This window comes from Rheinheimera pleomorphica (assembly GCF_011634895.1).
Taxonomy (GTDB): Bacteria; Pseudomonadota; Gammaproteobacteria; order Enterobacterales; family Alteromonadaceae; genus Alishewanella; species Alishewanella pleomorphica.
Map to the genome: position 1 here is coordinate 198,621 of NZ_SIRR01000031.1, position 23,505 is coordinate 222,125.

Below are 23,505 nucleotides of genomic sequence, written 5' to 3' on the forward strand. Positions count from 1 at the left end.
CCTCTGAAATATAAAACACCAGGCCGGTTATTATACCGGCCTGTGTTAGTTATTGCTGTTAACCTTTGGTTGTATTTCAAGCAAAGGCCGTTAACCGCCGTTACGGATAAAAACGTTGTTGCTGCTCAGCCATACGTTGCAGCAGTGGCGCCGGGGCAAAACGGCTGCCGAAGCGGCTTTCCAGGTTGCGTAATTGTGCCAGCAGCTTGTCGGCACCTAACTGGTCAATATAACGGAACGGGCCACCGAGAAACGGTGGGAAACCGATGCCAAAGATAGCCCCGATATCGCCGTCGCGGGCACTGGCAATAATGCCTTCTTCTAAGCAGCGTACGGCTTCGTTGAGCATTTGCACTACACAGCGGCTGCTGATTTCGTCCAGGTTTAGCCTGGGCGCTGCAGTTACGCCCAGTACGCCGTATACACTGGCATCCACCTGCTTTTTGCCCTTTTTCGCAGCCTTGCCGTACAGATAAAAGCCTTTTTCTGTTTTTTTACCTTTGCGGCCATCGGCCAGCAACTTATCAAAGGCCGCTGGCGCCGCGAAACGCTCACCCAGCTCCGCGGTCAGAATAGGCGATATCTTAGCGCCGACGTCTATACCCACTTCATCCAGCAAGGTTACCGGCCCAACCGGGAAGCCGAATTTAACCAGTGCCTGATCAATTTTTTCTACCGGCTCGCCTTCCAGCAAAATACTGGCGGCTTCATTCATATACAGCGCCAGAATACGATTGACGTAAAAACCGGCACCGTCTTTTACCACTATCGGGGTTTTGCCCTGTTTACGGGCAAAGGCCACGGTGGTAGCAATGGTCTGCGCCGAGGTGCCTTCGTGTGCTATCACCTCAACCAATGGCATTTTATCTACCGGTGAAAAATAATGCAGGCCGATAACATTTTCTGGCCGCTTGGCCTTAGCGGCAATCTGTTTAATCGGTAACGAGCTGGTGTTGCTGGCAAATATCGTCTTTTCGCTGCAATGCTGTTCAATATCCGCCACCATTTGCTGCTTTAACGCTAAATCTTCAAACACGGCTTCCACCACGATATCCGCATCATGAAAACCGCTGTAATCTGTGCAGCCTGTCATCCGCAGCAGTTGCTGTTGCATTTGAGCTTTGCTAATAAAGCGACGCTTAAGTTTCTTTTCCAGCAGCGAATAGCTGTATTTCAGCGCATTGCTGATACCCTGCTCGTTAATATCTTTGATCCGCACCGGTATACCGGCTTTGGTCGCGGTAACATTTGCAATACCACCGCCCATCAGGCCTCCGCCCAGCACCGCCGCTTTACGCACGGTTTCAGGCTTGGTATCACCGGCACCGGTTTCTTTTTTCATTTGTGTGGTGGCAAAAAATAAGCTGCGCAGGGCCGCCGATTCTTTGGTCATACATAACTGACCAAAGGCTTTGGCTTCAGCGGCTAAACCAGCCTGCATACCACTGTCAACTCCGGTTTTAATCACATCAAGAATTTTCAGCGGCGCCGGATAGTTGCCCTGGGTTTTCTTTAACGTTTGCTTACGCGCCTGACCAAACAGCACATTACGACCAAATGGCGTGCGCTCCAGCACTTTGCCGACCAAATTCAGCTTAGCCGGGTCGCGCTTGGGCTTACCTTTTAGTGCCAACTTAATTGCGGCTTCAAGCAGAATGCTTTTGGGCACCACATCATCAACCAGACCGGCCTTTTTTGCCTGCGCGGCGCGTAGTTGTTTACCGGTCAGGATCATGTCCAGCGCTTTTTGTAAGCCCACCAGCTTAGGTAACCGCTGGGTACCGCCACTACCTGGCAGTAAGCCCAACTGCACTTCTGGCAGACCTAATACCGTTTTGCTATCTGACGTCACCACCCTGGCATGACACGCCAATGCCAACTCTAAACCACCGCCCAGACAAGGACCGTGGATAGCCGCCACCAACGGAATAGGCAATTGCTCAAGTTGGTCGAACATTTGCTGGCCCATCCGGCCTATGGCTTGCGCTTCTTCAGCGGTTTTACAACCATCAAGCATGCTGATATCGGCACCGGCAATAAAAGAGTCTGGCTTACCACTGATAAACACCAGGCCCTTAAGCTGACTATTGGCTTTTATTTCGCTCAGCAGCTGGCTAATCTCATCAGCAAAGGCGGCCTTGAGTACATTCATCGACTCGCCGGCAATGTCCATCGTGATAACGCCGATGGCATCATCACGGATTTGCAGGCTAAAACTGTTGCTGCTTGTCATTATTCTGTCTCCACAATCATTGCTGCGCCCAAACCACCTGCTGCACAGGCCGTGGTTAAACCAATACCACCACCGCGACGTTTTAATTCATTTAAGGTTTGCACGATTAAGCGGGTGCCGGTAGCTGCGAACGGGTGGCCATAAGCTAAAGAGCCGCCCTGTACGTTAAATTTAGTCATATCAATGTCACCAATGGCCTGGCTGCGGCCAAGCTTTTCCTCGGCAAACTTTTTGCTGGCAAACATTTTTACGTTAGCCAGTGTTTGCGCAGCAAAGGCTTCATGCATTTCAATCAGGGTCAGATCATTTAACGACATACCCGCGCGGTCCAGCGCAATTGGCGTGGCATAAGACGGTCCCATTAGCATATCGTCATACACATCGATGGCAGCAAATGCATAGCTACGGATATACCCCAGCGGCGTGTAGCCCAGTGCTTTAGCCCGGCTTTCTGTCATCATCAGTACGGCTGAGGCGCCATCGGTAAGTGGGGTGGCGTTAGCGGCGGTAACGCTACCATGCGCACGGTCGAATACCGGTTTTAACTTGGCGTAAGACTCCAGCTTTGAGTCCTGACGGATATTGTTATCCATGTCTAAATAACGCGAATAAGGCTCAACATGGGCTGTCATCACTTCATGTTTCATCACGCCGCTTTGCCAGGCTTGTGTTGCCAGAGTGTGTGAGCGATGCGCCAGTGCATCCTGATCGGCGCGGCTAATATTGTGCGTTTTCGCCATTTGCTCAGCGGTGTCGCCCATCGACAAGCCGGTGCTATACTCGGCGACCGCCGGCGGCACGGGCAGCAAATCTTTTAAACCTAAGCGGCGAAAAATCGCCAGTTTCTGGCCAAAAGTACGGGCTTTATTTAAATCAACCAGGGCGCGGGCCAGTTTTTTGCTGACACCAATGGGCAACACCGAGCTTGAATCGGCACCACCCGCTATTGCAATCTGGGTAATACCGGCCATCATCGACTCAGCCACACTGACCACCGACTGAAAACTGGTGGCACAGGCCCGGGTGACACTAAAAGCATCGGTGTGCACATTCATGCCGGTGCCCAGCACGATTTCACGGGCAATATTCGGCGCTTCGGGCATCTGCACTACTTTACCGTACACCACTTGTTCAATCAGCTTGGGATCCAACTCGCTGCGGATCAGCAACTCATTGACCACCAGCTTGCCCAGATCCAGCGCAGAGACGCCGTGAAATTCGGTTGCCTGCTTGGCAAAGGGGGTGCGTAAACCTGAGACAATAGCGATGCGATCGCCGCTGCGGGTACTAAGGTTAATTGGCGAGCTCATAGTGTTCCTCTTATTAAAATTACAGGTCTGACCTGTATTATTAACACCGATTGTAGCGACAGTCGTTGAAAATTAAAACACTTGTTTTAATGCAAACGGAACCTTATATAGGTTATAACGTCTTAGCCTAGCCCGTTTTAGTGGCGCTTGGCGATAAAACAACCAATAAATCCAATTAATTAAGACTGATACTATGATGGTAAACGCGTTTTCTGGTTTAAAAGCCTATCTCGATAGCCAGGTACTGGGGCAATCCGAACTGACCGAAGGTATTTTACTGGCGCTGCTGGCCAACGGTCATTTGCTGGTCGAGGGGCCGCCTGGCCTGGCAAAAACCCGTGCGGTTAATGCGCTGGCGCATGGCGTTGAAGGCCGGTTTCACCGGGTTCAGTTTACCCCGGACTTACTGCCGGCTGACTTAACCGGTACCGATATTTACCGGCCGGAAACCGGCCAGTTTGAATTTCAGAGCGGCCCGCTGTTTCATCATATTATTCTGGCCGACGAGATAAACCGCGCGCCGGCCAAAGTGCAATCTGCACTGCTGGAAGCCATGGCTGAAAAACAAGTTACCGTAGGCCGTAATACTTATCCGCTGCCGGAATTATTTCTGGTGATGGCGACACAAAACCCGCTGGAGCAAGAAGGCACCTACCCGCTACCGGAAGCCCAGTTAGACCGCTTTTTACTGCACTTAAAAGTCGACTATCCAAACGCTGACACCGAGCTGCAAATTTTAAAACTCACCCGTGGTGAAGCCTTAACCGGCGCACAGGCAGAGGTTAGCCCGATTAGTCAGGCTGATATTTTTGCTGCGCGTAAAGCCATTTTACAACTGCATATGGCCGACAGCCTGGAGCAATATATCGTGCAGCTGGTTATGGCTACGCGTAATGCCAAAGCGTATAGCGACAAACTGGCCAGCTGGATTGGCTATGGTGCCAGCCCACGCGCCACCATTGCGCTGGAGCGCTGCGCCCGCGCTAAAGCCTGGTTGGCCGGCCGCGATTTTGTCACGCCGGACGACATTCAGGCGGTATTTCATAATGCGCTGCGCCATCGGCTGATCCTGACCTATGCTGCCGAAGCAGAGGGCATCAGTACTGATGACGTACTGACTGAGATTCTGCGTCTGGTACCCTCGGCCTGATATGAGCTTTACCCTGACTGCTGAGCAATGGCTGGCGCAAAACGGTACCAACGGCACTGAGCTGGGGCTGACGGAATTGTTATGGTATCAGCGTTATACCAAGGTGCTGGATTTAACGCCGGGTATAGCAATACAAAGCAAGCTGGCCGGCACCTACCTGGCAAAAAGTAAAGGCCGTGGTATGGAGTTTGATGAAGTACGGCATTACCAAAGCGGTGATGATGTGCGCACTATCGACTGGCGCGTTACCGCACGCACCGGCAAGGTGCACACTAAGTTATTTCGTGAAGAAAAAGAGCGGCCGGTATTTATTCTGACCGATCTTGGCAGCACCATGCGCTTTGGCTCTACCTTGCTGTTTAAGTCTGTGCAAGCGGCGCATCTGGCGGCGCTGATTGCCTGGCATGTAAAACAACGCGGCGACAAACTCGGCGGCCTGGTATTTAGCCAACAACAACATTTTGAGTTAAAACCGCAAAGCCGCAGCCATGGTGTGCTGCGCTATTTTAATGCCTTAACCGCAGTGCACCAAAGCGGTAAAACAGCACAAGGCCTGAATTTAAATGATGCACTTAGCCAGTTGCGTCGTCTGGTCAGGCCCGGCAGTTTGGTCTATATCCTGTCCGATTTTGCTGATTTTAACCAACATGGCCTCAGGCATATCCGTGCTATCCGCCAGCACAATGAAGTCAGCTGCTGTGTTATTTCCGATCCGTTGGACATTGCCCTGCCAGCAAACAGCCACGGCCTGGCAGCTATCAGTGATGGTCGCACTACCGGCTATATTGAGCTGGGCAGCAGCGTCTTACAACAGCGTTATGCCAGCCAGCAGCTCAGCGCCAGCCAGCTGCTGCAGCACCATATTAGTCAATTAGGCTGTAAATGGTTACCGATTAGCGCTGCAGAGCCGGTGTTAAACCAATTAGAGAGAAGATGGTATGGCTGATACACATTCAGCGCTGGAACAACTGGCTGATATCGCTGAACCTGAAACGCTACAGCACTTTGCGTTAGCGCCCTTATGGTGGTTGCTGCTTGCGCTGGTACTGGCTGGCGCCGTCTATCTGCTACTGTCGCTTTACCAGCGTTGGCGCTATTTTGCTGCCAAACGTCAGGCGCTGCAGTTGCTGGAGCAGCTTGCATTACAAAACGATGCGCCGGTGCAGATTAATCTGTTATTAAAACGTGTGCTGCAACATTACCAGCCCGGTCATCCGGCGTTAAGCTGCAGTACAACGCAATGGCAACACTGGCTGGCTCAGCAGCACCCCCTGCCGCTGCCAGACTTGACGCAGTTGTTATACCAGGGCAGGCAAGATGTTGAGGCCAATGAGCAGCTGTATCAATTCGCCCGGGCCTGGTTAACCGCCTACCGCGGCAAAGCGGTATTGACACTGGATAAGCCGGAGGTCGCCAGTGCTTGATTTTAGCTACCCGTGGATGGCCCTGCTGGTGCTGGCACCGCTGTTGCTAAGGGTTAAGCGCCGCCCGGCATCCGACGCAGCCATCACCCTACCTGCGCTGGCCAAGCTGGCGTCTGAGCAACAGCAACAGCATTACCGTAGCGTTAACCTGCGCTCAATGCTGGCACTACTGATATGGCTGTTGCTGGTACTTAGTGCCACCCAACCGCGTTGGCTGGGTGAGCCGGTCACGCTGCCACAACAGGGCCGGGATTTAATGCTGGCACTGGATTTGTCCGGCTCGATGGAAATTGCCGATATGCAGCACCAGGGCCAGAGCATAAACCGCTTAGATGCCGTTAAAATGGTAGTGTCTGACTTTATTAAGCGCCGTCAGGGCGATCGCATCGGCTTGATCTTATTTGCCGACGCAGCTTACCAACAAACCCCTCTCACCTTTGATTTGGTTACCGTGCAAAAGATGCTGGATGACAGCGTGTTACGTCTGGTGGGTACCCGCACGGCGATTGGCGAAGCTATTGGTCTGGCCGTGAAACGACTGAATACCTACGACAGTTCAAACAAGGTGCTTATTTTGCTTAGTGATGGTGCTAACACCGCAGGCAATATTCAGCCGTTAGAAGCCCTGCAACTGGCTAAAGCCGCCGGTGTGAAAATTCATACAGTGGGTGTCGGCGCAGAGCAAATGCTGCAACAAAGCATATTTGGCCGGCGCATGGTTAACCCATCGCAGGATCTGGACGAACGCCTGTTAACAAAGCTGGCGGAAGATACCGGCGGCCGCTATTTCCGCGCCCGTGATTTAACTGAATTAAACCAGATTTACCAGTTGATTGATCAGCTTGAACCTATAGAACGGGATGCCGTTACCTACCGGCCACAACGCAGCCTGCTGCACTGGCCACTGGGGTTCGCCTTATTGCTGTCTTTTGTGCTGGCAGCGCGCAACATATACTGGCGTGGAGTGATTAAACATGCTGGCTGATTTTCATTTTTTACGGCCCTGGTTTTTGCTGGCGCTGCTGCCGGTCATGCTGTTTTTGGCTCTGCTGTACTATCACCGGCGCTCGCAAAGCCCCTGGCACAACCTGATTGCGCAGCACTTACAACCGGTGTTGCTGGGAGCCCAGCTGCTACAAAGCAAACAGCCGCTGGCGTTACCGCTGCTGGCGCTAAGCTGGCTGCTGGCCACCATTGCACTGGCGGGCCCCAGTTTTGAAAAGCTGCCACAGCCGGCCTTTGCCCTGAAAAAAGCCACTGTGCTGGTGCTGGATATGTCGCTGTCAATGCGTGCCACCGATATGGCGCCCGACCGCTTAACTCAGCAGCGCTTCGCCGCTCTGGATTTTAGCAACCAGTTAAAAGAAGGTGAACTGGCGCTGCTGAGCTTTGCCGGTGATGCCTTTGTGATTTCGCCCTTAACACCGGATCATAATAATATTCGCCTGCTGGTGCCCGATTTAACCCCTGAGATCATGCCAGCGCAGGGCTCCAATTTATTGGCCGCGCTGACACAAGCCGATAAGTTGTTACGCCAGGCGGGCTATCCGCGTGGCGATGTGGTGGTGTTTACTGACGGGTATGACAACAACAGCCTGCGTGATATTCAGGACTTGCTGAATAACTGGCCGCACCGTTTGTCTATCCTGGGTTTTGGTTCTGAAGACGGTGCGCCGGTGAAACTGGAAAGCGGCGAGTTATTGAAAAATTCTGCCGGAGGCGTTGTGTTACCGCGGCTACCCCAGCAACAACTCAGCTCGTTAGCGCGCCACAGTGGCGGTGTCTATGTGCAGGCGCTGGCAACGACAGAGCCGGTTAGCGCCTTGCTGAACTTGCCGCCGTTATCTGCGCTGGATCAGGCCGATGCCAACAAACATATTCAGGGTGATCAATGGCAGGACAGTGCCATTTATCTGGTGTGGTTACTGTTGCCGTTAGTGTTGTTACAGCGCAAATACAGCCATCTGCTGAGCCTGACCGCCTTGCTATTGCTGCCTTACCAGGCTGAAGCGTTTGAATGGCGCGACCTGTGGCAGACCCAACAGCAACAGGCAAAACAAGATTATGCCGAAGGTGACTTTAGCAGCGCACAACAAAAATTTACCGATCCGTTATGGCAAGGCAATGCCGCTTACCGCAGTGGCGATTATCAAGGCGCTGAACAAGCCTATCGCCGGGCTGTGCAGGCACAACCTGATGCTGCCGCCTTGCATAATCTGGGCAACAGCCTGGCGCAACAGCAGCGTTACCAGGAAGCGCTAGAGGCATACACCGACGCACTACAACACCAGCCAGACTTTAAACCGGCACAACAAAATGCTGATTTAATGCAGCAATTAATGCGCCAGCAAGAACAACAGCAGCAACAGCAGCAACAGCAGGATGGCGAAAAACAGCAACAAGACGGTGAACAGCAACAATCACAGAACGCCAGCGACAGCCAAAGTGACAGCAGCTCAGATAGCCAGAGCGATAGCGACAGTGCAGCACAGCCGCAAGATAGCGCTCAGCAAAATGACGCTGAACAGCAGCCACAACAAGCTGAGCCCCAAGCCACTGCAGAGCAACAACAGCAAGCTGAAACAGAGGATGACAGCGCACAACCCCAGCAGGCCGCTATACAGGAAGCCTGGCCCAATGCCAGCGCCGAAGAGCAACAGCAGTTGGATAACCTGCTGCGCAAAGTACAGGACGACCCTGCCCTGCTGCTGCGCAATAAAATGTATCTTGAGTATTTAAAACGCCAACAACAGCGTTTACCCAGTGGAGTTGATGAACAATGGTAAAAGGTTTGTTGCTATCTGTGCTATTGCTGCTAAGTATGTCGCTGCAGGCGCTAACCCAGTTAAGTGCCCAGGTAGATAAAAACCCGGCACTGCGGGGTGAATCAGTAACCTTAACAGTGAAAGCCAACGCAAAAGTCGCCGCCGATGCAATAAATTTTCGCGCACTGGAGCAGGATTTTACCGTAATGCTGCCCTCTGTCAGCACCAGCTCACAGATTATCAACGGCCAGGCCAGCCAGAGCACCAGCTGGACAGTCGTCCTGCTGCCAAAAACCGCCGGTAGCTTTACTATCCCGGCTTTTACGTTGCAGGGGCTAAGCAGCGAGCCTATTACCTTACAGGTATTAGATGAAACACCACAGAGCAGCAGCAATAAAGGCGAACTGTTTTTACAGGCCAGCATCGAGCAACAACAGCTGTATGTACAACAACTTAGCTATTATCAGGTAACCATTTACTTCAATGGTGACTTACAACGCGGCTCCTTATCAGAGCCGCAGTTAGCAGACGCCAGTATCAGCCAGGTGGGTGACGACATCGAAGGCACAGAGCTGGTCAATGGTATGCGTTATCGCACCATTAGCCGCCGCTATGCCATTACGCCACAGCGCAGCGGTAACTTCAGCATAACGCCACCCACCTTTAGCGGCGAAATGATCGACCGTGACAGCGCCCGCTATAACTACTTTGCCCGCACCAAAACGGTAGTACAGCAGGCACAACCTATTGATATCACAGTGAAACCACTGCCGGATACTTTCCCCGGTAACTGGTTGATCGCTGGTCTGGTGACGCTAACTGAAGAATGGAGCCCTGAGCTGTCCGAATTAAAGCAAGGTGAACCTGTTACCCGAACCATTACGCTGTCCGCCGTGGATGTCGCAGAAAACCAGCTCCCCGAGCTACAACAAGATTTCCCGGAAGGGTTAAGGTTGTATCAGGAACAACCGCAAAGTAAAAGCGCCCAGCGCAATGGCCGCTTAGTGGCACAGAAAATTTTTACTACGGCTGTGATCGCCAATAAAGCCGGTAGCATTGAATTACCTGAAGTCGTACTGCCTTGGTGGAACAGTCAAACCAACCAGCTGGACTATGCCCGTTTACCTAAGCGCACGCTGAAGGTTATTGCGTCAGCTCAGGCAAAAGCAGCACAAAGCACGACAATGCAAGCGCAGCAACCGACTGCGGCGCTAAACACGACAACCCCAGCAAATGGTCAGGCCGCAGTATCACACTGGCAATGGAATTATCTGAGCTGGCTGCTACTGGCATTGTGGCTGCTTAGTCTATTTGCCGTCTATCTGTACTGGCAACTTAACACAGTGCACCCAGAGATAAACCCGACGCCAAGCCGGGTGCGCTTTAACAGTGCGGTGTTAAAGCAGGCCTGTCAGCAAGGCGATGCCCAGCGCGCCAAAGCCGAGCTGCTGCGCTTTGCCCATCAGCAATTTGACCAACGCTACACTGCTCTGAGCCAACTGAGCCAGCATTTTGCTTCTGAGGCACTTAACACTGAAATCCTCGCGCTAAACCGGGCGTTATACGCCAATTCACCGCAGCCCTGGCAAGGTGATGCTTTCTGGCACGCCTGGCAGCAGTATCATAAGCAGCAGACGACAACCGCAACAACGCCATTGTCCCCACTGTATCCTTCGTAAAGCGCCACCTCCCAAACCACGACATAGCCAGTCGCGAGGTTAATCGTCCGGGCAGATAGCACGCCCGGCGCTTAACACTGGTAAGGCTGGCGACAACTTGTTAGCATGAGTGCTGAGCTGAAACCTGATCCCGTATCAGGTATTTTTTTATACTGAGCTTTGCTTAGGGTTGGCTTAAGCAAAGCTCAGCCGCGCTTAAATAAGGAGAAACTGTTTTGGAAACAGGCACTATTATTTCCCTGGGGCTGTATTTTCTGGTCATGCTGGCCATTGGTTTGTATGGCTATAAAACCTCTACCGCTGATGTGTCAGGCTATATGCTGGGTGGCCGAAAATTAGGCCCGGGTGTAACAGCCTTGTCGGCCGGTGCATCCGATATGAGTGGCTGGATGTTGCTGGGTGTACCCGGTGCTATGTATTTGTCGGGTATCAGCAGCGCCTGGATAGCGGTAGGCTTGTTAATCGGCGCTTATGTTAACTACCTGATCGTCGCCCCTAGATTGCGGGTATATACCGAAGTAGCACATGATGCAATTACACTGCCGGATTATTTTGAAAAACGTTTTGCCGATAAAACCCGTTTACTGCGTGTTGTATCCTCAGTGGTCATCGTGATTTTCTTTACGCTTTACACCTCATCGGGTGTTGTTGGCGGCGGTAAATTATTTGAAAGCTCTTTTGGTCTGAGTTACGAGCTGGGGCTCTATGTTACTGCCGGTGTTGTTGTCGCTTACACCCTGTTTGGCGGTTTTATGGCGGTCAGCATTACCGACTTTGTCCAGGGCTGCATTATGTTTGTCGCGCTGGTGTTAGTACCTTTGGTGGCAGTGGATCACCTTGGCGGCTTTAGCTCAGTGGTGTCTCAGGTCACCGCCGTTAACGCCAACTTTATTGACCCTTTTGTAGACGCTAATACGGCGCAGGCGGTATCTGTTCTGGGTATTATCTCGCTGCTGTCCTGGGGTTTTGGCTACTTTGGCCAGCCGCACATTATTGTGCGCTTTATGGCGATACGTTCAGTTAAAGACATTAAAGCTGCCCGCCGTATTGGCATGAGCTGGATGTTAATTACGATCATCGGCGCCGTGATGACTGGCATGGTCGGTATTGCTTACGTTGCCAATACAAAGATGACATTAGCCGATCCGGAAACGATCTTTATCGTCTTCTCGCAGTTTTTATTTCATCCGTTAATTTCCGGCTTCTTACTGGCCGCTATTCTGGCTGCCATTATGAGTACTATCTCGTCGCAATTGCTGGTGACATCAAGCTCATTAACAGAAGATTTTTACAAAGCTTTTGTAAAACGCGATGCCAGCCAAAAAGAATTGGTGTTGGTCGGCCGTCTATCCGTGTTGGCCGTTGCGCTGGTGGCTATTGCTTTGGCATACGACCGCGATAGTTCTATTTTGTCACTGGTGAGCAATGCCTGGGCTGGTTTTGGTGCCGCCTTTGGGCCTTTGGTTGTGCTGAGTCTGTATTGGCAGCGTATGACATTTGCCGGTGCGTTAAGCGGCATTATCAGTGGTGCTGCTACCGTATTGTTCTGGATCTATGCGCCGGTACTGGAAAATGGTGCCAGCTTGAGTAGCCTGGTTTACGAAATTGTCCCTGGGGTAATCATCAGCACCCTAAGCATTATTATCGTTAGCCGCCTGACAAAAGCGCCGGCACCAGATGTGATCACGCTGTTTGAAAGAATGCAGCACAGCATTAAACACGCCTGAGCGGGTAGCACGAACTAAATTGACGGGGCAACACAAAATATGTGTGCCCCGCTGACGGATCTTTGCTAAATTACGGTTTTAGTGTTCATTTTTGAGATAGAACATTTATGTACTTTTATGCCGCCCGCCAACCCATACTTGACCGCAACAAAGAGCTGTACGCTTACGAACTGCTGTTTCGTGATGGCCTGGAAAATGCCTTCCCGGCTATAGACGGTGACGAAGCCACGTCACGCATGATTGAAGGCAGCCAGTTCAGTTTTGGCCTGGATGATTTTCTCGGTGATAAGCCAGGTTTTATTAACTTTACGTTGGACACCCTGCTAAAGAAATATCCCGGCATGTTGCCCAAAGAGCAAGTAGTTGTAGAGATTTTGGAGACGGTGCAACCTGGCAAAAGGCTGCTGGCCGAATGCCAGTACTTAAAGCAACAAGGCTATATGCTGGCACTGGATGACTATGTGCACCAACCGGTATGGCGGCATTTTTATCCCTTTATCGATATTATCAAAATCGATTTTCGCTCAACCTCTACCGATACGATAAATGAGATTAAAGCGGCAATTGCTGACTTTAACCACATTAAACTACTGGCAGAAAAAGTAGAGACAAATGAAGAGTTTCAGTTAGCACTGGATCTCGGCTTTAGCTATTTTCAAGGCTATTTTTTCTCCAAGCCCGAGATGATGCAAAGTAAAGCCTTATCGCCAGCGCAGATGACGCTGGCAGAGCTGCTGTATGAGACATCTAAAGCCGATATGGACCTGAGTAAAATTACCCAGGTTTTTCAACGCGACGTTCACCTGTCATACAAGCTGCTGCGTTACAGCAACTCGGCTATTTTTAAACGCCGGGCCGAAATAGAAAACATCAAGCAAGCGCTGGTTGTTTTGGGCCAGGTAGAGCTGAAAAAGTTTTTGTCGTTATTGTTCACGGCGCAAATCAGCAGTGATAAGCCGGCAGAATTAATGCGCATGTCGATGACCCGGGCCCGTTTTGCTGAAGGCCTGGCTGAGCTACACGGCAAGGTAGATACTGCCAAAGCCTTCCTAACCGGTTTGATGTCGTTAATGGACGCTATTCTGGATGAGCCGATTGACAGTGTCATGAGTAAGTTGCCGCTGGCCAAAGAAATTAAAGAAGCCCTGGTTGATAAACAAGGTGTCCTGGCAGACTATATTAAGCTAATCCAGTTTTATGAAACCGCGCACTGGCAAGAAGCCAATGCCGCCATCAGCAGCTTGGGTCTGGCAAATGATAAGGTACCGGACGCTTATCACACTGCCGTACAATGGGCCAATGAACAAATGAAAGCCCTGGGTGATTAACCCAGGGCCAAGGGTGTTAGTCAGCGCTTAGTTAAAGCTTAGGTAAGGGCTGATTTTCGCTGCCAGTTTATCGCCTATGCCTTTAACCTGAGTCAATTGCGCCTGATCTTTAATCGGGCCATTTTGCGCTATATAGTCCAGTAAAGCCTGAGCTTTTTTCTTTCCTAAACCCGGGATGGCATCTAACTGCTCCAGCGTAGCCTTATTTATGGACACTTTTTGCACACTATGCGACTGAGCACTGGCCTTGCTCAGTGCGGTTGGCGTGGTATCAGCAACACAAAGGTTAGCGGTTAAACTCAACGCAGTCATACCCAGTGCAAAACATAATTTTCTCATTTTTATCATCCTTAGATTTACCCCGTTTTCTGATGACATCCTGTACCTCAGCCTGATTTTTCTGGGTTGGCGCTGTTACCAAAATGCAAGCCACACAACCAGTGTCCGGAGATTTAACTGCCAACAAATTAAATTTAGTCAATACATTAACTTTTGCAAATATTATTTAACATTGCTGTATTGTCGTGTTTAACAACTATTCAGCGTTAATTAAGACTACTGCGCCTACCCTTGCCTTTACTACTACGGCAGCAAACTGTTTCAGCTGTGCGGCCTGGCAAAGTGTCAATCTAAACAATTGCTGTAGAATCAATAGTTCGGTACAGTATCGCTTGTTCAAACGGAGAGAATCATGTTTAGCACCAGAGTATTATTGCTAACGGCAGCACTGTTATTCGGTGCGCTATCTCAAGCCAGTACCCAACCAGAAAAAAAGCCGCTTAGTCGTGAACAAGCTGCAGCACTGGCGCAACAGTACTATCCGGGCAAGATTGTTAAAGTACAGTCAGACAGACATAACTACCGTATCAGAGTTGTGCAACCAGACGGCAGGGTTATTACAGTATTAGTCGACGGCCAGTCTGGCCGTGTTAAAAGGGATGGAAATTAATGCGCCTACTCGTGGTTGAAGATGAGACCTTACTCGCTCAGCAAATCAAAGATCAGCTGCAACAGCAGCAATTTAGTGTTGATGTCGCCACAGACGGTGATGACGGCTGGTTTAAGCTGTCTGAGTATCCTTATGACTTAGCGATTATCGATATTGGCCTGCCGAAGATGGATGGGTTAACCCTGATCCGCAAAGCCCGCCAGCAAGCGTTAAAAACGCCGATTATCGTGTTGACCGCCCGCGGTAGCTGGCAGGAGAAAGTAGAAGGCTTAGATGCCGGTGCTGATGATTATCTGACCAAGCCGTTTCATACTGAAGAATTATTAGCCCGTTGTAATGCATTAATACGCCGTGCGGCAGGCCAGCCTGAACCCACCTTGTCAGCCGGCCCTATCGCTTTGAACAGCCGCACCCAGCAAGTTTGGTTAAATGAAGATGAGATCAGCTTAACGGCATACGAATATAAAGTATTAGAGTACTTTATGCTCAACCCAACTAAGGTGATTTCGAAAACTGAGCTAACCGAGCATATTTACGATCAGGACTTTGACTTAGACAGCAATGTGATTGAAGTGTTTGTATTGCGACTGCGCAAGAAACTCGATCCTGACGGCGATATTAAACCGATCGAAACACTGCGCGGCAGAGGCTACCGTTTTACCCTGACAGTGGCCTGATATGTCTTTGTCTTTAAAGCTACGGCAACTGCTGGTAAGTGTCTTTTTGTTACTGCTGCTGTTGCCCAGCTCTTTCATTGCGATAGATCGCGCCTTTTACACTCAGTTACTCACCAATACCGAACAAAAGCTTGAAGTGCATCTGTATGCGGTGTTATCTGAATTAAGTGTGTCAGAAGACAAGGTTGAGCTGTTAAATAACGCCCTGGCACCGGATTTTTACCGGCCAGACTCAGGCCTGAGTGCCTATATTACCCATGAACAAACCATGGTCTGGCAAAGTGATTCTTCATTAAATCAGCAATTTAGTCCGCCCTGGCAACAATTACCGCCGGGCGAGCATCTGTTCCGTCCGATACAGCAAGCCGGCGGCCAGTTTTGGGTGCTGTCTATTTCCCTGTTGTTTGACGCCGAAGATTATACCCGGCCGCTGACCATTCATATTGTTCAAACCGATGAACGCCTGATGGCGCCACAACTGGCATTTCGCGCCACCCTGCTACAGTGGTTTGCTGGCATTAGTCTGATGCTGTTGATGTTGATGTTATTAGCCTACTACTGGACAACCAAACCGCTGTCTCGGCTGGACAATGAAATCCGCCGGGTCGAAAATGGCAGCCAGGAAAAACTCAGCGGCCGCTATCCGGCGGAGCTGAGTATCATCAAAGAAGATCTTAACCTGCTGCTGGCTAATCAGAACCGGCAGAAGCAACGTTATCGCAATCACCTAAGCGATCTGGCACATGCCTTGAAAACACCGGTCGCCGTATTACAAACCTCGCCACTTAGCCAACAACCTGAGTTAAAAGAACAGCTAGACCGTATTACCTCGATGATAGAGCATCAGCTGAAACGGGCCGCCAGCTCAGGGCAGGATGTGTGGAAAAAGCAAATTGAAATTAAGCCCCTGCTGCAAAAACTGATTGCTGCGTTAAGTAAAATTTATCGGGATAAAGCCATTAACATCCAGCTACACTGCGCAGATGACTGCGTGTTTCGTGGTGATGAGACAGATTTAATGGAAATACTGGGTAACCTGCTGGACAATGCCTGTAAAGCCTGTCACAACACGGTGCAGGTGACAATCAGTACATCACCGCAGCAGCTAACCTTGTGTATTGAAGATGATGGCCCGGGTATACCGGCTGATAAGCGGCAACAGTTATTCCAGCGCGGTGCCAGGTTAGATACCTACCATGAAGGCCATGGTGTGGGTCTTGCTATCGTCGCCGAGTTAGTACAATCTTATGCTGGCTCGTTACAGCTCGATGACAGTGAGCTTGGTGGCGCGCGTTTTCGCCTGCTATTTTCTTAATGCACGTTTTGCTGATCGTACCGGCCCAAATGGGCGTAATAGCAACACAACAACACTCTTAAAGCGGAAGCCCATTGATGCAACTTAACAATCCTGCTGTCATTAAAATAAAAAACCTGCGTCTTCGCACCTACATTGGTATTAAAGAAGATGAAATAAATAACAAACAAGATGTCGTGATTAATGCCAAAATCCACTACAGCGCAGCCGATGCAGCCAACACCGACAACATGGACAACGCCTTAAATTACCGGACTATCACCAAAAAAATTATCGCCCTGGTTGAACAGCAGCGCTTCTCACTACTGGAAAAACTGACTGCAGAGGTACTGGCATTGGCCGCAGAGCACCCGTCCGTGCGCTATGCCGAAGTGGAAATTGACAAGCCGCACGCCCTGCGTTTTGCCGATTCTGTATCGCTGACGCTATCGGTCAATAAATAACCACTATACTTATCGCAGTGCGTGTAATGATACGGCCATAATGATGAATATTTTACTGACGGGCGGTACAGGCCTGATTGGCTCTGGTTTAGTGAACTTATGGCGGGGGCAGCATCAGCTGTGGGTGTTGTCGCGCAGCGCAAAAAAAGTTACCGACTTGTTTGGTGCTGATATAAAAGCGGTCACCTCACTGGCACAGGTCGATTTTAATCAGCTTGATGCCGTGGTCAACCTTGCCGGTGAGCCTATCGCCGACAAACGTTGGAGTGCAGAGCAAAAACAGCGCTTGTGCCATAGCCGCTGGGATCTGACGGAGCAATTAGTCAGTGGCATTAATGCCGCGACAACGCCGCCTAAAGTGTTTATCAGCGGTTCTGCTATTGGCATTTATGGCCGCCAGCAGGCAACGCTGATTGGCGAAGACTTTACCCATTACCATGCTGAGTTTACCCATCAGCTGTGTCAGCGTTGGGAGCAAATTGCGCTACAGGCAAGCAGTGAGCACACCCGCGTTTGTCTGCTGCGCACTGGCATTGTCCTGGCCGCTAACGGCGGGGCGCTGAAAAAAATGTATTTGCCGTTTAAATTAGGCCTTGGCGGGCCGGTAGCGAGCGGCGAGCAGTATATGTCTTGGGTGCACATAAACGACATGCTGCGCATCATCGACTTTCTACTGTTACAACCTACGCTCAGTGGCGTGTTTAACGTCACAGCTCCTACCCCGGTCACCAATGCAGAGTTTAGCCGCTGCCTGGCAAAAACACTGCACCGCCCGGCGATACTGCCAATGCCGGCTTTTATCTTGCAGTTAATGCTCGGAGAAATGGCCGATTTACTGCTTACCGGCCAAAGGGTGATCCCGGCAAACCTGATTAAAGCAGGCTTTGAGTTCCAATTTGACACCCTGCCGGCCGCGCTAAAGGATTTACTGCAAAGCTGATTAGCCTTGCAGCACTTTACGCATTAACTGTGCACCGGGAATACGCAATAAGCGCTTTAACTGCCACCAGCCCAATAGCGTGACCATGACTATCCCCAGTACCGGCCCCATCCACCACAGGTTATAGTGCGGCGAAAATGGCAACTCAAACACCCGCTGTTGCACCGTTAACAGCATCACCTCGGCCAGCAGGGTGGCAAAACCTCCGGCCATCGCCCCCAGTAAGGCGAATTCCAGTAACAGCGCATTACGCAAAAAGGCATATCGCGCGCCCAGAGTACGTAAAATAGCCAGCTCCTGCTCACGCTGCTCCAGCGTGGCCTGCACCTGCGCCACCAATACCAGTGCCGCCGCAATACAAATAATCAGCAGAATAAAGCTCAATGCTATGGTGACCTGAGCAATAATATCATTCACCTGAGCAATAATATTATCTACGCTGATCACCGTTACCGTTGGTAACAGCCGGGCTAATTGATTAAGCAAAGCAGTACGCTCAGCTGACAGGTAAAAAGCGTTAATGTAGGTTGCCGGAAAATCTGCCAGTAAATCCGGGCTTAAAATCATATAGAAATTAGGCTGCAAGCTGTTCCAGTCTACTTTGCGGATACTGCTGACCTTGGCTGTTACCATTTGGCCACCAATAGAAAATACCAGACTATCCCCCAGCTTTACCTCCAGCCGCTCGGCAATTTCAGCCTCGACAGAGACTTGAGCTTTAGCGTCGCGGCTAAACCAACTACCGCTAAGCAGCTGATTATTATCAGGCAGCTGTGACAACCAGGTCAGATTAAGCTCGCGCCCTACGCCAACCCGCTGTTGGCTGCGGTCGTCTTTGGTTGCCTCCTGCTGCAACTGCTCATCGTTAATGGCCGTTAACCGGCCACGGACTACCGGATAATACTGTCCCAATTCCAACTGATGTTCAGCGGCAAAGCTATCCAACACACTACGCTGTGACTCGGTAATATTCACCAGAAATTGATTGGGAGCACCAACGGGGATCTGCCGTTGCCACTGCCCGATAAGTTCAGCCCGCAGAAAATACAAGAGCAGCGCCAGGAAAATTGCCAGGCTAAAGGTAATAAGCTGAAAACTATTGGCCCATAAGCGGCGCTTTAAATTTGCCAGCGCCAGCTTGCGGGCACTGCTCTGCCCTGCTGCCATAGGTTTAGCCAGCCGTACCAGCACGGCAGCGCTTGCCATCAATATCGCGGCAAAACCGGCACAGAGTAAAAACAAGCCAATACTCAGCACCAACTCACCACTGAACAACCACATCAATGCCCAAATCGCTGCCGCACCGGTCAGCCACTGCAACGTATCAAGCGTAAACTTCGCTGCCGGCCGTTTTAACACTTCTATTGCCGGCGTTGCAGCCAGACGCCACATCGGCCGGGCAGCAAACAACAACGCACAAATCATACAGGTTAAGCTACCAAGCCATAATGGCCGCATACTGAACTCGGCACGATAGTCAGGCAGGTACAACTGTATTCCCCACTGCACGGCACCAATAGCCACTTGGCCGGCTATCAGGCCACAGAGCAGGCTGAACAGCACCACCAGTAACAAATGGCTACCGTAAATCAACCGGATTTGTGCTGTGGTCGCGCCTAATGCCTTAATCACCGCAACCGCCTGAGTATGCCGCTGACTATAACGGCTGGCGGCCACCGCGGCAGCACAGGCAGCCAATACTATTCCCAGCAGACCGGCCAGCAATAAAAACCGCTCAGCCCGCTGCAGCGCACTGCCAATGGCTGATTCACGATCCATTTTCTGCCAGCGTTGATGCACACTCAGCTGCGGTGTCAGCTCGCTTTCAAATTGCTGAAGGTTTTCGGTGCTACCGGCAAACAGATAGCGATAACCAATTCGGCTGCCAGGCTGCACTATTTCTGTGGCGGCAACATCATCCAGGTGCATAATCACCCTGGGCGCGCCGCCAAATACACTCAAAGGCGCATCAGGTTCATTGACAATGACGCCACCAACCTGCAGCCGGCTCATGCCCAGCTCAATCTCATCGCCTACCGCCACACCAAGTAAGTCAAACAATCTGGCTTCAAGGAACAGTTGCCCTGGGGTCAAGGTTGCGGCTTCTGTCGCTGTAATGACATTACCACGCTTTAACACCAGCTCGCCGCGCAGCGGATAACTGCTGCTAACCACTTTAATCGTGGCCAAACGCAAGTTATCCCCGGCAAATAGCATCGAATCAAACTGCATCTGCTGCGCCGTTTTCAGCTGAAGTTGCTCTGCCTTATCGACAATACGTTGCTCAAACGGTTGGCTGGATCGTAGTACCTTATCGGCAGCAATAAACTGAGCACTGCGCTGCATTAATGCGCTTTTTACGCCTTCGGTAATGCCACTTAAGCTGACAACCGAGCCGACCGCCAGAAACAGTGCAAAAGCAATAACCCACAATTCACCCCGGCTTAATTCACGCCAGAATAAACGCCATGCAATACTAGCCCACATTCGCCAATCCTTTCAGGTCACTGTCAATAAAACGGCCTGCTTGCATGCGGTATTGCCGCTGGCAGCGCTGTGCCAGGTCATTGTTATGGGTTACCAGTACCAGGGTCGTGCCCTGCTCAGCATTTAATGTAAACAACAGATCTTCAATTTTTTGCCCGGTTGCCGCGTCAAGATTGGCCGAAGGCTCATCGGCAAACAGCACTGCAGGCCGGGTGATAAAAGCCCGTGCAATGGCCACGCGTTGTTGTTCACCACCGGAAAGTTGCGCCGGGAAAAAATCGGCCCGCGCCGACAGCCCCACTTGTTCCAGCAACGCCAGGCCACGGCTGCGGGCATCTTTTATTCCGGCAAGCTCAGCGGGTAAAGTAATATTCTCCAGTGCCGTCAGACTGGGCAGTAACAAAAATGACTGAAACACAAAACCAACATCTGCCGCTCTTACTGCAGCCCGTTCATCCTCTGATAAAGTATGCAATGGCCGTCCGGCCAGATACACTTCGCCGTGGCTGGGTAAATCCAGCCCTGCCAGTAAGCTGAGCAAGGTTGACTTGCCGGAACCAGAAGCGCCGACAATGGCAACCGTTTCGCCACGATTGATCGTCAGGCTGATATCATGCAGGATAGTTAAGGAACCTTCGGTAAGTTTGACCGTCTTAGCCAACTTTACCGCGTTGATATGAACTTCAGGTGTATTCATTATGCGTATTATCTTCTTGTTGTTAATCGGACTATTCAGCCATAACCTGCTTGCGCAGAAATTGCTGATCCTTGGCGACAGCCTAAGCGCCGCCTATGGCATGCAACAGCAGGAGGGATGGCCTCATTTACTGCAACAAAGTACCGACTGGCAGCTGATCAATGCCAGCATCAGCGGCGAAACCACAGCGGGCGGTCTGGCCCGTTTACCGGCGTTACTACAGCAACATAAACCTGATGCCGTGTTGGTTGAGCTCGGCGGTAACGACGGCCTGCGTGGCTTTGCAATTGACACTATAAAATCGAATTTAAGCCAAATCATTAGGTTAGTTCAGCAGCATAATGCGATGCCGGTACTAATGCAAATACGCATTCCACCAAACTATGGACCACGTTATGGACAACAATTCAGCGCAATATATCCCGCGGTCGCAGAACAATTTCAGATAACCTTATGGCCGTTTTTTATGGACAAGATAGCAGTGGACAGTGAGCTGATGTTACAAGATGGCATACACCCTAACACGAAGGCACAGCCGTTGATTGTTGAGTTTGTGGCCGCTTTGCTGCAGGATTTACCCACACCCTAGAACATCAGCTGATGGACGAGCTTTTAATTGATGTTGAGTGTTGAGTGTTGAGATATTTGACGCGAAGTGGCGTCCCCTAGGGGATTCGAACCCCTGTTACCGCCGTGAAAGGGCGGTGTCCTAGGCCTCTAGACGAAGGGGACACAGTAACAGATGACAATGAATGATGAAGTGGCGTCCCCTAGGGGATTCGAACCCCTGTTACCGCCGTGAAAGGGCGGTGTCCTAGGCCTCTAGACGAAGGGGACGCAAAGACATTCATTCAAAAAAGTGTAGATTTATTGGCGTCCCCTAGGGGATTCGAACCCCTGTTACCGCCGTGAAAGGGCGGTGTCCTAGGCCTCTAGACGAAGGGGACGCACTAAAAAATCTTGGTGGAGCTAAGCGGGATCGAACCGCTGACCTCTTGCATGCCATGCAAGCGCTCTCCCAGCTGAGCTATAGCCCCACACTTTTATGTTTTTTGCTAACTTGCGTTAGCGCTGAACACGGGGCGCATTCTAGGGTGCCACTGAAAATGTGTCAACAGTTTTTTCTAACAGCTTATCTGTTCGGCCATTTTTTAAACGTAACGCTGATTTTCCAAGCAAAAAACAGCAAAAAAGGCCGCTTTTATAACGGCTTAGCCAGAAAAATTAATTTGGTTTTTGCAGATAGTATTAAGTAACTTAAAAAAACCGCGTTATTGATAGGCGTGCCGGATCGTGTTCTGAGCAAATTTTGTATAAACTAACAACAGGGTATAGCCCGGTAGCTATTGAAAGGATTAAAAGGATTATCTGTTATGTACGAAAAGTACTATGGGTTTAAGGAGCGCCCGTTCCAGCTTACACCAAGCACGCATTTGTTTTATGCCAGTAAATTGCACAAACGTGCGTTGGCGTATTTACAGTACGGTTTATCGCAAGGTGAAGGCTTTATCGTTATCACCGGTGACGTTGGCACCGGCAAAACCACGATCGCCAATCAATTATTAGCGCAACTGAACCAGGATGAGATTATTGCGAAGCAAATTGTCACCTCCAAACTGGAGCCTGATGATTTAATCCGGATGATAGCCTCATGTTTTAACCTGGTTGTTACCGAACACAGCAAAGCCAGCTACCTTGACGCCATATATAACTACCTAAAACGGCTGCATGCACAGCATCGCAGAGCGTTATTACTGGTCGACGAGGCGCAAAACTTACCGCTGGCGGCCATTGAAGAGCTCAGGATGCTGTCAAACTTTCAGCTGAACGGTAAACCGCTCTTGCAAAGTTTTCTGCTGGGCCAAAACGAACTGAACGCTATTATTCAGGCGCCGAATATGGAACAGTTCCGTCAGCGTATTATTGCCTCATCTAATTTGTCTGCCTTCGCCGAAGACGACACTAAAGCCTATATTCAGTACCGCTTACTTCAGGCCGGCGGCAACAGCGCACTGTTATCAGACGATTGCTTTGCATTAATCCAACGTTACAGCAGAGGCATACCCCGCAAGATCAATACGGTCATGGACAGAATATTATTGTTTGGGTATCTGGAAGAGCGCCCCACCATTGATGTTGACAGTGTGCTGGCGGTGCTGGATGAAATGTCACAGGAGATAGCCAATCTGGCTCCTGCAGCCCCTGTGGTGACAGAAAGGCCCCCCTCTGCATCGTCGTCTCAGGCCATGCTGCAAGAACTCACCACTATGCTGGATAATGAGCTGGAGCAAAAGCTTAAAATGGCTAAAGAGCTGGACGCGTTACTTAAACGCCAACAGCAACTGTTAAACAGCAGAGACGGTAAGGACAGCGCCGATTAA

At 50.7% G+C, this 23,505-nt stretch carries 20 protein-coding genes and 4 tRNA genes; 15 read left to right on the plus strand and 9 right to left on the minus strand.

What is annotated here, in order from left to right; genetic code table 11:
• Positions 1-100 precede the first annotated feature (100 nt).
• Both fadJ and fadI read right to left on the minus strand, forming a co-directional pair.
• On the minus strand, positions 101-2,233 hold the full coding sequence (gene fadJ, locus EYB30_RS17245) for a fatty acid oxidation complex subunit alpha FadJ (protein ID WP_166840565.1): 2,133 nt from the start codon (positions 2,231-2,233) through the stop codon (positions 101-103).
• A complete protein-coding gene (fadI, locus tag EYB30_RS17250) occupies positions 2,233-3,543 on the minus strand; it encodes an acetyl-CoA C-acyltransferase FadI (RefSeq protein ID WP_166840567.1) in 1,311 nt (436 codons plus the stop codon). Before fadI ends, fadJ begins: the two co-directional genes overlap by 1 nt.
• Before the next feature lie 193 nt (positions 3,544-3,736).
• Between fadI and EYB30_RS17255 the strand changes: the two genes are divergently transcribed.
• The 8 genes from EYB30_RS17255 to EYB30_RS17290 all read left to right on the plus strand — a co-directional run bounded on the left by EYB30_RS17255 (position 3,737) and on the right by EYB30_RS17290 (position 13,616).
• Positions 3,737-4,693, plus strand: coding sequence for an AAA family ATPase (locus EYB30_RS17255; RefSeq protein ID WP_174978767.1), 957 nt, complete (start codon positions 3,737-3,739; stop codon positions 4,691-4,693).
• Position 4,694: 1 nt separating this feature from the next.
• Positions 4,695-5,639, plus strand: a complete 945-nt coding sequence (locus EYB30_RS17260) for a DUF58 domain-containing protein (protein WP_166840569.1) — start codon at positions 4,695-4,697, stop codon at positions 5,637-5,639.
• The gene (locus EYB30_RS17265) at positions 5,632-6,117 is read left to right on the plus strand and encodes a DUF4381 family protein (protein ID WP_166840571.1); all 486 of its coding nucleotides are present in this window, start codon (positions 5,632-5,634) and stop codon (positions 6,115-6,117) included. Before EYB30_RS17260 ends, EYB30_RS17265 begins: the two co-directional genes overlap by 8 nt.
• Complete coding sequence (locus EYB30_RS17270) at positions 6,110-7,102, plus strand: vWA domain-containing protein (RefSeq protein ID WP_166840573.1); 993 nt, start codon at positions 6,110-6,112, stop codon at positions 7,100-7,102. The genes EYB30_RS17265 and EYB30_RS17270 overlap by 8 nt, the downstream gene beginning before the upstream one ends.
• Complete coding sequence (locus EYB30_RS17275) at positions 7,092-8,903, plus strand: VWA domain-containing protein (protein ID WP_166840575.1); 1,812 nt, start codon at positions 7,092-7,094, stop codon at positions 8,901-8,903. The genes EYB30_RS17270 and EYB30_RS17275 overlap by 11 nt, the downstream gene beginning before the upstream one ends.
• Positions 8,897-10,561 (plus strand): BatD family protein, encoded by a 1,665-nt coding sequence (locus EYB30_RS17280; protein WP_166840577.1) that lies wholly within the window; start codon positions 8,897-8,899, stop codon positions 10,559-10,561. Before EYB30_RS17275 ends, EYB30_RS17280 begins: the two co-directional genes overlap by 7 nt.
• A 260-nt stretch (positions 10,562-10,821) precedes the next feature.
• Positions 10,822-12,288: a sodium/proline symporter PutP gene (gene putP, locus EYB30_RS17285; protein WP_241698086.1), complete on the plus strand. Its 1,467-nt coding sequence runs from the start codon at positions 10,822-10,824 to the stop codon at positions 12,286-12,288.
• A 107-nt stretch (positions 12,289-12,395) separates the two neighbouring features.
• Complete coding sequence (locus EYB30_RS17290) at positions 12,396-13,616, plus strand: EAL and HDOD domain-containing protein (protein ID WP_166840582.1); 1,221 nt, start codon at positions 12,396-12,398, stop codon at positions 13,614-13,616.
• A 27-nt stretch (positions 13,617-13,643) separates the two neighbouring features.
• Here EYB30_RS17290 and EYB30_RS17295 read toward each other — a convergent pair whose 3' ends face one another.
• The gene (locus tag EYB30_RS17295) at positions 13,644-13,955 is read right to left on the minus strand and encodes a ComEA family DNA-binding protein (protein WP_166840584.1); all 312 of its coding nucleotides are present in this window, start codon (positions 13,953-13,955) and stop codon (positions 13,644-13,646) included.
• A 352-nt stretch (positions 13,956-14,307) separates the two neighbouring features.
• On the opposite strand from EYB30_RS17295, the gene EYB30_RS17300 reads away from it, so the two are divergent.
• The 5 genes from EYB30_RS17300 (at position 14,308) to EYB30_RS17320 (ending at position 17,940) form a co-directional block, all read left to right on the plus strand.
• Positions 14,308-14,565, plus strand: a complete 258-nt coding sequence (locus EYB30_RS17300) for a PepSY domain-containing protein (protein ID WP_166840586.1) — start codon at positions 14,308-14,310, stop codon at positions 14,563-14,565.
• Positions 14,565-15,242: a response regulator transcription factor gene (locus EYB30_RS17305; RefSeq protein WP_166840588.1), complete on the plus strand. Its 678-nt coding sequence runs from the start codon at positions 14,565-14,567 to the stop codon at positions 15,240-15,242. The genes EYB30_RS17300 and EYB30_RS17305 overlap by 1 nt, the downstream gene beginning before the upstream one ends.
• A 1-nt stretch (position 15,243) precedes the next feature.
• Complete coding sequence (locus EYB30_RS17310) at positions 15,244-16,557, plus strand: ATP-binding protein (RefSeq protein ID WP_166840590.1); 1,314 nt, start codon at positions 15,244-15,246, stop codon at positions 16,555-16,557.
• Positions 16,558-16,634: 77 nt separating this feature from the next.
• On the plus strand, positions 16,635-17,000 hold the full coding sequence (gene folX / locus EYB30_RS17315) for a dihydroneopterin triphosphate 2'-epimerase (protein ID WP_166840593.1): 366 nt from the start codon (positions 16,635-16,637) through the stop codon (positions 16,998-17,000).
• A gap of 40 nt (positions 17,001-17,040) precedes the next feature.
• Positions 17,041-17,940, plus strand: coding sequence for a TIGR01777 family oxidoreductase (locus EYB30_RS17320; protein WP_241698076.1), 900 nt, complete (start codon positions 17,041-17,043; stop codon positions 17,938-17,940).
• Here EYB30_RS17320 and EYB30_RS17325 read toward each other — a convergent pair whose 3' ends face one another.
• On the minus strand, positions 17,941-20,427 hold the full coding sequence (locus tag EYB30_RS17325) for an ABC transporter permease (RefSeq protein WP_166840595.1): 2,487 nt from the start codon (positions 20,425-20,427) through the stop codon (positions 17,941-17,943). It abuts the gene before it with no gap.
• The gene (locus tag EYB30_RS17330) at positions 20,417-21,124 is read right to left on the minus strand and encodes an ABC transporter ATP-binding protein (protein WP_166840597.1); all 708 of its coding nucleotides are present in this window, start codon (positions 21,122-21,124) and stop codon (positions 20,417-20,419) included. Before EYB30_RS17330 ends, EYB30_RS17325 begins: the two co-directional genes overlap by 11 nt.
• Before the next feature lies 1 nt (position 21,125).
• On the opposite strand from EYB30_RS17330, the gene EYB30_RS17335 reads away from it, so the two are divergent.
• A complete protein-coding gene (locus EYB30_RS17335) occupies positions 21,126-21,713 on the plus strand; it encodes an arylesterase (RefSeq protein ID WP_166840599.1) in 588 nt (195 codons plus the stop codon).
• Between the two features lie 67 nt (positions 21,714-21,780).
• On the opposite strand, the gene EYB30_RS17340 is transcribed toward EYB30_RS17335, so the two are convergent.
• From EYB30_RS17340 to EYB30_RS17355, 4 genes are all read right to left on the minus strand, one after another.
• Positions 21,781-21,856 (minus strand) — tRNA-Glu (locus tag EYB30_RS17340).
• Positions 21,857-21,885: 29 nt separating this feature from the next.
• Positions 21,886-21,961 (minus strand) — tRNA-Glu (locus tag EYB30_RS17345).
• A gap of 34 nt (positions 21,962-21,995) precedes the next feature.
• Positions 21,996-22,071: transfer RNA gene (locus EYB30_RS17350), tRNA-Glu, on the minus strand.
• A 14-nt stretch (positions 22,072-22,085) separates the two neighbouring features.
• A tRNA-Ala gene (locus EYB30_RS17355) sits at positions 22,086-22,161 on the minus strand.
• 336 nt (positions 22,162-22,497) lie between these two features.
• Here EYB30_RS17355 and EYB30_RS17360 point away from each other — a divergent pair.
• Positions 22,498-23,505, plus strand: a complete 1,008-nt coding sequence (locus EYB30_RS17360) for an ExeA family protein (protein WP_166840601.1) — start codon at positions 22,498-22,500, stop codon at positions 23,503-23,505.

What these genes read in the sequence shown, in the direction of transcription:
- putP (WP_241698086.1), top strand. Translation starts at nt 10,822, where the DNA reads ATGCTGGCCATTGGTTTGTATGGCTATAAAACCTCTACCGCTGATGTG.
- EYB30_RS17260 (WP_166840569.1), top strand. Translation starts at nt 4,695, where the DNA reads ATGAGCTTTACCCTGACTGCTGAGCAATGGCTGGCGCAAAACGGTACC.
- EYB30_RS17300 (WP_166840586.1), top strand. Translation starts at nt 14,308, where the DNA reads ATGTTTAGCACCAGAGTATTATTGCTAACGGCAGCACTGTTATTCGGT.
- EYB30_RS17330 (WP_166840597.1), bottom strand. Translation starts at nt 21,124, where the DNA reads ATGAATACACCTGAAGTTCATATCAACGCGGTAAAGTTGGCTAAGACG.
- EYB30_RS17335 (WP_166840599.1), top strand. Translation starts at nt 21,126, where the DNA reads ATGCGTATTATCTTCTTGTTGTTAATCGGACTATTCAGCCATAACCTG.
- folX (WP_166840593.1), top strand. Translation starts at nt 16,635, where the DNA reads ATGCAACTTAACAATCCTGCTGTCATTAAAATAAAAAACCTGCGTCTT.
- EYB30_RS17265 (WP_166840571.1), top strand. Translation starts at nt 5,632, where the DNA reads ATGGCTGATACACATTCAGCGCTGGAACAACTGGCTGATATCGCTGAA.
- EYB30_RS17255 (WP_174978767.1), top strand. Translation starts at nt 3,737, where the DNA reads ATGATGGTAAACGCGTTTTCTGGTTTAAAAGCCTATCTCGATAGCCAG.
- EYB30_RS17280 (WP_166840577.1), top strand. Translation starts at nt 8,897, where the DNA reads ATGGTAAAAGGTTTGTTGCTATCTGTGCTATTGCTGCTAAGTATGTCG.
- EYB30_RS17320 (WP_241698076.1), top strand. Translation starts at nt 17,041, where the DNA reads ATGATGAATATTTTACTGACGGGCGGTACAGGCCTGATTGGCTCTGGT.
- fadJ (WP_166840565.1), bottom strand. Translation starts at nt 2,233, where the DNA reads ATGACAAGCAGCAACAGTTTTAGCCTGCAAATCCGTGATGATGCCATC.
- fadI (WP_166840567.1), bottom strand. Translation starts at nt 3,543, where the DNA reads ATGAGCTCGCCAATTAACCTTAGTACCCGCAGCGGCGATCGCATCGCT.
- EYB30_RS17305 (WP_166840588.1), top strand. Translation starts at nt 14,565, where the DNA reads ATGCGCCTACTCGTGGTTGAAGATGAGACCTTACTCGCTCAGCAAATC.
- EYB30_RS17275 (WP_166840575.1), top strand. Translation starts at nt 7,092, where the DNA reads ATGCTGGCTGATTTTCATTTTTTACGGCCCTGGTTTTTGCTGGCGCTG.
- EYB30_RS17310 (WP_166840590.1), top strand. Translation starts at nt 15,244, where the DNA reads ATGTCTTTGTCTTTAAAGCTACGGCAACTGCTGGTAAGTGTCTTTTTG.
- EYB30_RS17290 (WP_166840582.1), top strand. Translation starts at nt 12,396, where the DNA reads ATGTACTTTTATGCCGCCCGCCAACCCATACTTGACCGCAACAAAGAG.
- EYB30_RS17360 (WP_166840601.1), top strand. Translation starts at nt 22,498, where the DNA reads ATGTACGAAAAGTACTATGGGTTTAAGGAGCGCCCGTTCCAGCTTACA.
- EYB30_RS17325 (WP_166840595.1), bottom strand. Translation starts at nt 20,427, where the DNA reads ATGTGGGCTAGTATTGCATGGCGTTTATTCTGGCGTGAATTAAGCCGG.
- EYB30_RS17295 (WP_166840584.1), bottom strand. Translation starts at nt 13,955, where the DNA reads ATGAGAAAATTATGTTTTGCACTGGGTATGACTGCGTTGAGTTTAACC.